The 9,025-nt window shown below is 63.6% G+C and carries 2 protein-coding genes; both read right to left on the bottom strand.

Annotated elements, in window-relative coordinates; all coding sequences use genetic code 11:
• Nucleotides 1-179 precede the first annotated feature (179 nt).
• Nucleotides 180-5,792: a putative Ig domain-containing protein gene (locus tag ACE04F_RS04270; RefSeq protein ID WP_486105089.1), complete on the bottom strand. Its 5,613-nt coding sequence runs from the start codon at nucleotides 5,790-5,792 to the stop codon at nucleotides 180-182.
• Between the two features lie 457 nt (nucleotides 5,793-6,249).
• A complete protein-coding gene (locus ACE04F_RS04275; RefSeq protein WP_486105091.1) occupies nucleotides 6,250-8,907 on the bottom strand; it encodes an excinuclease ABC subunit UvrA in 2,658 nt (885 codons plus the stop codon).
• Nucleotides 8,908-9,025 lie beyond the last annotated feature (118 nt).

A 9,025-nucleotide genomic window follows, 5' to 3' on the forward strand; every position in this document is an offset into this window, starting at 1 on the left:
ATGACGGCAGTTCATTCAATGCCGTTCAGCCTGACACAGCGCTTTCGCGAGCAGGCTCGCTCCCACAAGGGGCACTGCCCTGGGGCCCGATGCTTCCTGCCCACAGGGTTTGCTTCATCAGTGCTGTTGTGGCGAGGGAGCTTGCTCCCGCTGGGCTGCGCAGCAGCCCCCTCGATCACTCAGGCAGTAAAGTCGCTGGCGTGCAGCTCCTTGACGCCTACCAGTTCAAACTCGAACTCGGCGGTGGCGTCGGCGTTGATACTGCCGTAGAGAATGCCATCGACAAAACGCAACTGGCCGGTGGCGTTGCTGGCGTCGAAGGCGTTGCTGCCGATGAAGGTGAAGGCATCGATGCTGGCGGTCAGCGGGTTGGCGTCGAAGCCGCTGAAGTCCAGTTTATCCAGCTCCGTGGTCTTGTAACCGTTGATCACATCCCGCGCGGCGCCAACGCCCGTGTCCGACAGTGCAGCAAACGCGTAGGTATCCGCGCCGGTGCCGCCGGTGAGGTTGTCAGTGCCGGCACCGCCGATCAGCCGGTCATCGCCCGAGCCGCCCACCAGAATGTCATTACCGGCACCGCCGTTGAGGATGTTCCCGGCACTGTTGCCCGACAGCGTGTCGGCGTAGGCACTGCCCGTCAGGTTCTCGATGAACTTCAGCGTGTCGAGCCCGGAACCCACGGTGTTCTGCTGCGCGGATGTCGACAGGTTCACGGTCACCCCGGCCAGGGCCCGGTCATAGGATACGGTGTCGTTGCCATCGCGACCGTCCAGGACGTTGTCGCCCACGCCGGCGAACAACGTGTTGTTCAGCGCATTGCCGATCGCGTTGGCGGCCCCGGCGCTGTCAACGTACAGATTCTCCACGTTGTTGCCCAAGGTGTAGGTAGCGAGGCTGCTGTGGACGCCGTCGATGCCGCCGGACACCTGATTGCTGCTGGTCTCGATCACGGTGTCGCTGGCGTTGTCGACGTAGTAAGTGTCGTTGCCGTCGCCACCGCTCATGCTGTCCGCTCCCGCCGCACCATCGAGCACGTTGTTGGCGGCGTTACCGGTGATGAAATTGCGCCGTTCGTTACCGGTGCCGTCGATGTCCGACACGCCGGTCAATACCAGGTTTTCCAGGTTGGCGCCCAGGGTCCAACTGACCGAGGCCTGTACCGTATCGATCTGCGAAGTCGAGGTGTTGGTTTCCACCACGCTGTCGAACGCGTTGTCGACGAGGTAGATGTCGTTGCCATCGCCGCCGGTCAACGAGTCGGCACCCAGGTCGCCGTCCAGTATGTCGTTGCCGGAGCTACCCACCAGGGTATCGGCCTGGTCGGTGCCGGAGATTTTCCCGCCCTCATTCTGCGCACCGTCGAAAATATCCTGCACGCTGTTGTTGTCGTTGGGGTTGCCCTGGAAGCCAAGGTCATTGGCGATGTAGTCCGCCAGGCGCTGGCCGACGATTTCCGCTGATTCCTCGTGCAGGTGCCAGACATCGTCGGGATACACCAACGGATCGACCTCATAACGCAAGGGCAGGTCGTTGTAGTCCACCGCCAGTTTCACATCGGCGCGCTCGGCGGCGATGGCTTCCTGGACGGCGCGGACGTAGCCCACACCCTCGACGATGGAAGCAATCTTTTCCTCCGAGTAACCACGGGCACGCGCGGCGTCCTGCTCGTAGTGACCGGTTTCCATCAGGTACACGTTGAAATTGCCGAGTTGGGCGTGCAGGTAATCGAAGACTTTCAGCGTCGACGCCTTGTAGGCTGCCGCAGCCGCTGCCTTGTCGGTGGAGCGGGCGATTTCCTGGGCGGCTTCCTCGCCCTGGCCCCAGACGATGCCCATGGTCACATTGTCGATGGCCTTGAGTTCGGTGAGCTGGTCGCGCAGTAGCGTCTCGGCCCGCAACAACGCTGGCCCGGGCTGATTGCTGTCGGTCAGCCACCAGCACAACTTCAGCTCCTCGGCGCCGAGGGTCGACAAGCCGTTGACCGTGCTGCCGCCCACTGCGATGTCGATGCCGTTGCCGTCGGCGTCGCTGAACTGGCTGCGCACGTCATAGGTGGTGTACTTGTCCAGGTCGTTGACCAGCATCGAAGTGCCGGACTGATCGTCATCCTCGCTCATGCGCAGCAGGCGGGCGTTGGATTGGCCGAGCGTCGGCAGGTAGAGGATGTCTTGCTGGGCGCGTTCACCAAAGACGAAATCATTGGCGGTCAGGGTGTTGAGGTAGTTGCCGTTCAGGGCGATCTCGAAACGGTTGCCATCGGCATCAGCCTGGCTGGACTTGACATAGGTCTTGTCGCCGGCCGCATTCAACGTCATGTAGAGCGTGCCGTTGCTACCGTCGCCGAGGCCGAGGAAACCCAGCCCGGAGACGTCGATCTTGTCGACGCCGACGGTGAAGTCATAAATCGTGTCCGTGGCCGTGACGCCACCGGTGTCGTAGTCCCGGTAGCTGTCGGACAGGTTGCTGTAGCGGAACGTGTCGGCGCCGGCGTCGCCATACAGCGAGTCCCTTCCGGCGCCACCGTCGATGATGTCGGCACCGGTGCCGGCCTTGATGGTGTCGTTGCCGCCCAGGCCGAGGATCAGGTCGGCGCCTGCCGTACCGTTGAGGCTTTCGGCATTGGCCGTGCCGGTGATGGTGTTGGCGGGTGCATCGGCGACCACCAGGGCAAAGCTGTCGCTGACCGATGCGCCGGACGGGTCGGTGGCCTTGACCAGCACGTCGTAGTTGCCGGACGCGGTGCTGGTGGGCGTGCCGCTGAAGGTCAGCGTGCTGGCGTTGAAGCTCAGCCACGAAGGCAGGGCGCTGCCATTGGCCAGGGTCGCGGTGTAGGTGAGCACGTCCTGGTTGGCGTCGCTGAAGCTGTTGTTGGCCACCGTGTAACTGAACGGCGTGCTTTCGCTGGCGTTCTGGTCGAGCAGCGGTGTGACCACCACCGGCGCCACGTTGGTCGGAGTGTTCTGGTCGGCGAAGACAAAATGACTGGCCGTCAGGCTGCTGACAAAATTGCCCGCCAGGGAGATTTCAAAGCGGTTGCCGTTGGCATCGACCGTGAGGTCCTTGAGGTAGGTGCGGTTGGTTGACGAGCTGTAACTGATTTGCAGCGTCCCGTTGAGCCCGTTACCCAGGCCGGTGTAGCCCAGCGCCGCGACATCGATCTTGTCGGCGGCCACGTCGAAATCGAGGATCTGGTCACTGGCGCTGGTGGAACCGGTGCGGTAGCTGTCGAGCTTGGAGGTGTAGCGGAACACATCGGCGCCGGTGCCGCCGGTGAGTTTGTCCGCCCCCGTGCCGCCCACCAGGATATCGTTGCCCGCTGCGCCGTTGAGGGTGTCGTTACCCGCGCCGCCGAAAATCTGTTCGTTGGCGACGGTGCCGGTCAACGTGTCGTTGTTTGGCGTGCCGTTGATCACCACCGAGCCGGGCACGTCCTGCACGGCCAAGGTAAAGCTGTCGCTGACGGTGGCGTTGCTGCCGTCAGTCGCGGTGACCTGGATCGAGTAGGTGCCCGATGCCGTGTCGGGTGGCGTGCCGCTGAAGGTGCGCGTGGCGGCGTCGAAGGTCAACCAACTGGGCAGGGCGCTGCCATCGGCCAGCTTGGCGGTGTAGCTGAGGCTGTCGTTGTCCGGATCGGTGAAACTGGTGGCCGGCACCACATAGCTGAACGGGGTTTTTTCACTGGCGTTCTGGTCCAGCAATGGCGTGGCCAGCACCGGCGCCTGGTTGGTCGGCGATGTTGTCGCGAAGACGAAGTTGGCGCTGGTCAGGGTGTTGAGGTAATTGCCGTCCAGTGCCACTTCGAAGCGGTTGCCGTTGGCATCGGCTTCCAGGGATTTGATGTAGGTCTTGGTGCCGGCGCTGTTGAGCACCAGGTAGACAGTATTGTTCTTGCCGTCGCCCAGGCCGGTGAAGCCCATGGCGGAGAGGTCGATCTTGTCGGCGGCGATGTTGAAGTCGGTGATCAGGTCGCCCAGGTTGGCGCCGCCGGTGTTGTAGTTGCGGTAGCTGTCCAGCCGGTTGGCGAACACGAAGGTGTCCGCCCCGACACCGCCCGTGAGGGTGTCCATGCCGGCGCCGCCGTCGAGTTTGTCGTCGCCCGCGCCGCCGCTGAGGCTGTCGTTGCCGGCCAGGCCGAGCAAGGTGTCGGCGGCGTCACTGCCCGACAGCGAGTCGCTGCCGGTGGTGCCGGTGATGACCCGATTGAAAATGAAGTTGCTCGCCGTCAGGGTGCTCGCCAGGTTGCCCGACAGAATCAGCTCGAAGCGATTGCCGCTGGCATCGGCGTCGTAGTCCTTGATGTAGGTGCGGTCGCTGCTGGCGTTGTAGCTGACTTGCAGGGTGCCGCCACGGCCATTGCCCAGGCCGGTGAAGCCGAGGCCGGCAAGATCGATCTTGTCCTGGGTCACGTCGAAGTCGGTGATGGTGTCGTCGAAGCTTGCCGTTGCATTGCGATAGCTGTCGGACTGGCTGGTGAAGCGGAACGTATCGGCGCCGGTGCCGCCGGTGAGTTTGTCGACCCCCGCGCCGCCCACCAGGATATCGCTCCCGGCCGCGCCATTGATGGTGTCGTTGCCGGCCGCGCCGTAGAAAATTTCGCTGGCGGCGGTGCCCGTGAGGATGTCGTTGCCCGCTGTTCCTTGCACGGTGGTCATCGGCACGGTGGCGCTGACATAGCTGCCATCGCCATAGACCAGCGTGGCGCCCTTGCTGGTGTGGCTGATGGTGTTGGCGATGATGGCGTTGCGATCGGTGCCGTCTTCGTTGCGCTCGGCGACGCCGTAGGTGGATAGGTCGCTGCCGCTGATGATGTTGCCCTGGATCAGGTTGTCGCTGCCATTGAAGTACTTGCCGGACACACCGAGGGTATCGTCGTAGGACTGGATGATGATTTCCGGCACCGCGCCGCCCAACGAGTTGTTGTTGAGGGTGTTGTCGATGACCTCGACATGGTTGCTGCCGTAGATGCGGATCCCGGCGCTGGCGTTATCATGGATATCGACGCCGGTGACGGTCACGTCGCTGGACAGCTTGACCAGCACGCCTTCGGCGCCGTTGCCGTACACCTCGCCACCGGTGATGGTGATGTTGCTGGGAGAGGGAATATCTTCGCTGCCGCGCTGCACCACGATGCCATTGCCGCCGTTGTTGTAGGCGACGTTGTTGGTCAGGGTGAAATCGTGGGTGCTGGTGACGACATTGAAACCGTGGCGGTCGTTGTCGTAGGCGATATTGTTTTCGAAGGTGCTGTCGCTGAGGAAGTCGGCGACGAAACCATCCAGGCCGTTGCCGTGGGACACGCTGTTCTTGATGACCATGTTGACGGTCTGCTCATGGGGGTCGAAGCCGTACCCGGAGCAATCCTTGATCTCGACGCTGTCGAGGGTGACGTTGGAGTCGTAGCCTTCCTCGCCGGGAATATAACCGTTGAACCAGCCATCAACCTTGCCGGTGGTGGCGTCGCGGTTACCGTCGATGGTGAGGTTGCTGACGCCGAAGTCGTGGGTTTCCTCGCCATAGGCCGAGCGGATGATGCCGGTGATCTTGGCGTCCGATCCATCGGCCAACTTGACCGTGGTGTCGCCCATGCCGTCGCCGTACAGGTAGACGTTGCTCTTGAGCATCAGGCAGCCATCGGAAGGTTCCTCGCCTCCCGAAACGATGTAGGTGCCGGTGGGCATATACACCTGGCCACCGCCTGCGGCCGCTGCCGCATCGATCGCACTTTGAATGGCCGCCGTGTCGTCAGTGACGCCATCTCCTTTGGCGCCAAAATCTTGTACGTTGAAAATCATGGACTTATCTCCGTATCAGGCTAAAAACCTCGGTACATGCCAATATTCCATCGGCGACCTCGGTGATATGACCCGGCGGAGCGAAAAAGTTGTGACCGCATATCGGTGAAGTGTCAAAAAACTGATAAACGGTTGCGCTGATTATCTACGTGTAACGTTTCATTGACGCTTTTTGCTGCGAACAATGATTGTTGTGGGAGCGAGCCTGCGCGCGAAAAACGCTATTCCAGGCCCTTCGATGCAAGCTGACACACCGCTTTCGCGAGCAGGCTCGCTCCCACAGGGTGATGAGGCGCTAGCTGCGCCATGTGAAGAGTGCTTGCGTGGCGAGGGAGCTTGCTCCCGCTCGGTGGCGCAGCCGCCGCAAAACCGGGCGCTGCGGTGTGCCTGGCGAAATGAAATGATTGCCTGTGGGGCTGCTTTGCAGCCCAGCGGGAGCAAGCTCCCTCGCCACGGTTCAGTGTTCGGGTTGCAAAGCTCTTTTCAGGAACGGCGCGGTGCGGCTTTCATCACAGTTTGCAACGACCTCTGGCGCACCGCACGCCACCACGTTCCCGCCCTGCGTCCCGGCTCCCGGGCCGATGTCGATGACCCAGTCACTCTGCGCCACCACGCGCATGTCATGTTCCACCACAACCACCGTATGGCCCTCGTCCACCAGGCGATTCAACTGCACCAGCAGGCGATCCACGTCCTGGGGGTGCAGGCCGTTGGTAGGCTCATCCAGTACGTAGAGGGTCGCGCCTCGAGCCTTGCGTTGCAGCTCGGTGGCCAGCTTGATCCGCTGTGCCTCGCCGCCGGACAGCTCGGTGGCCGGTTGGCCCAGGCGCAGATAACCCAGGCCGATGTCTTGCAAGACTTGCAACGAGCGCCTGGCCGAAGCTTGTTCGGCGAACACTTCTAGAGCCTGGTTCACCGTCAGTTGCAGCACTTGGGAAATGTCCAGGCCCTGCCAGGTCACTTCCAGGGTCTGCGGGTTATAGCGCGCGCCATGACAAGTCGGGCAGGGTGCGTACACGCTGGGCATGAACAACAACTCGACGCTGACGAAGCCTTCGCCTTCACAGGTTTCACAACGACCCTTGGCGACGTTGAAGGAAAACCGCCCGGCATCGAATTCCAGGGCTTGGGCCTGTTCGGTGGCGGCGAAGAGTTTGCGCACGTGGTCGAACAGCCCCGTGTAGGTGGCGAGATTGGAGCGCGGCGTGCGGCCGATGGGTTTCTGGTCGACCTGCACCAGTCGCTTGATGGCAGCGAGGCCGGCGGTGACCCGGCCGCCACTGGTTTGTACCGGTTCGTCTTCCAGGCTCTGCTCCTCGGCCTCCGCGTTGGGGCTGGCCTGGCCCAGATGGGCACCGACCAGGTCCAGCAGGGCCTGGCTGACCAGGCTGGACTTGCCCGACCCGGAAATGCCGGTCACCGCCGTGAAGCAACCGAGTGGAAACGCTGCGCTCAGGTTGTCGAGGTTGTTGCGGGTGATGCCTTCCAGGCGCAACCAATCCGCGGGTTCGCGTGGGATCCGCGCGGTGGCGCGGTCTTCGGCGAACAGGTAGGCGCGGGTCCGGGACTCGGGCACTTGACCGAGGCCATCGGGTGGCCCGCTGTAGAGGACCTTGCCGCCTTGCTCACCGGCGTCCGGGCCGACGTCGATCAGCCAGTCGGCGCGACGCATGGTGTCGAGGTCGTGTTCGACCACGAACACGGAGTTGCCCGCGGCCTTCAGGCGTTGCAAAGCGCCGAACAGCGCCTCGCTGTCGGCCGGGTGCAGGCCGGCGGAAGGTTCGTCCAGGACATAGATGACCCCGAACAGCTGGGAATTGAGCTGTGTGGCCAGGCGCAGGCGCTGCAATTCGCCGGAGGACAGCGTCGGCGTGCTGCGCTCCAGGGCCAGGTAGCCAAGGCCCAGATCGATCAGCGTGACGATCCGCTCCAACAATTCGGCGGCGATGCGTTGGGCCGCCAGGCGCTTTTCCAGGGACAGGTTCGGCGTATGGCGCGCGTCCGGCCCGCCGGCGTGAGGATTTTCACCGCGAGCGGCGCGTTGCTCGCGGGCCTCTCGGGTCTGGCTGTGGGTGAGGACGGCGCCCGGCGCTTCAGGCTGCTCAAGATAATCGGGCGCCGCGACAGCCGTCAGCACTTCGGCCAACTCCAGCAACGCCAGGTTGGACAGCTGGGCGATGTCCAGCCCAGCGAAGGTGACGGTCAGCGCCTCGCGCTTGAGGCGCTTGCCTTCGCACATCGGGCAGGGGCTGGCGCGCATGTATTGCGCCACGCGCTTGCGCATCTGCGCGCTTTGCGAATGCATGAACGTATGCAGCAGGTAGCGTCGGGCACCGCTGAACGTGCCTTGATAGCTGGGTTCGAGCTTGCGCTTGAGCGCTTCGCGGGTCTGGGCCGGGGTCAGCCCGGCGTACACCGGGACCGTGGGGGTTTCTTCGGTAAACAGGATCCAGTCGCGCTGCTTTTTCGGCAGGTCGCGCCAGGGAATGTCGACGTCATAGCCGAGGGTCACCAGGATGTCCCGCAGGTTCTGGCCTTGCCAGGCCATGGGCCAGGCCGCCACGGCGCGTTCGCGAATGGTCAGCGACGGATCGGGCACCATGGACGCCTCGGTCACTTCATAGACCCGGCCCAGGCCGTGGCACTCCGGGCAAGCGCCCTGCGGGGTGTTGGGCGAGAAGTCCTCGGCATACAGCATCGGCTGGTCGGCCGGATAGCTGCCGGCGCGGGAGTAGAGCATGCGGATCAGGCTCGACAGCGTGGTGACGCTGCCCACCGACGAGCGCGCGCTGGGTGTGCCGCGCTGCTGTTGCAAGGCGACCGCCGGCGGCAGGCCCTCGATGCTGTCCACGTCCGGCACGCCGACCTGGTCGATCAAACGCCGCGCGTAGGGCGCGACGGACTCGAAATAGCGCCGCTGGGCTTCGGCATAAACGGTGGAGAAGGCCAGCGACGACTTGCCGGAACCCGACACGCCGGTGAACACCACCAGGGCATCGCGGGGGATGTCCACGTCGACGTTCTTGAGGTTGTGTTCGCGGGCGCCACGCACCCGGACGAAACCGGTGCCCGCGGGCAAGGCAGCAGCTGAAGCGGGGGCGGAGCGTGGCGGCATCGGGTATTCCTTGAGTATGTCGTGGTGCGCTTCGGGGCGTTGAGGTGTGGCGAGTGGGCTGTATCACAGCGCTGGCTCAGCTCGAACGATCAAGGTGAACCCCGTGGGGGGGGGGGGG

The organism is Pseudomonas sp. AGC41 (assembly GCF_057334555.1).

Bases quoted from the DNA above. Each gene is read 5' to 3' on its own strand.
- ACE04F_RS04275 (WP_486105091.1), bottom strand. From the start codon at position 8,907: ATGCCGCCACGCTCCGCCCCCGCTTCAGCTGCTGCCTTGCCCGCGGGC.
- ACE04F_RS04270 (WP_486105089.1), bottom strand. From the start codon at position 5,792: ATGATTTTCAACGTACAAGATTTTGGCGCCAAAGGAGATGGCGTCACT.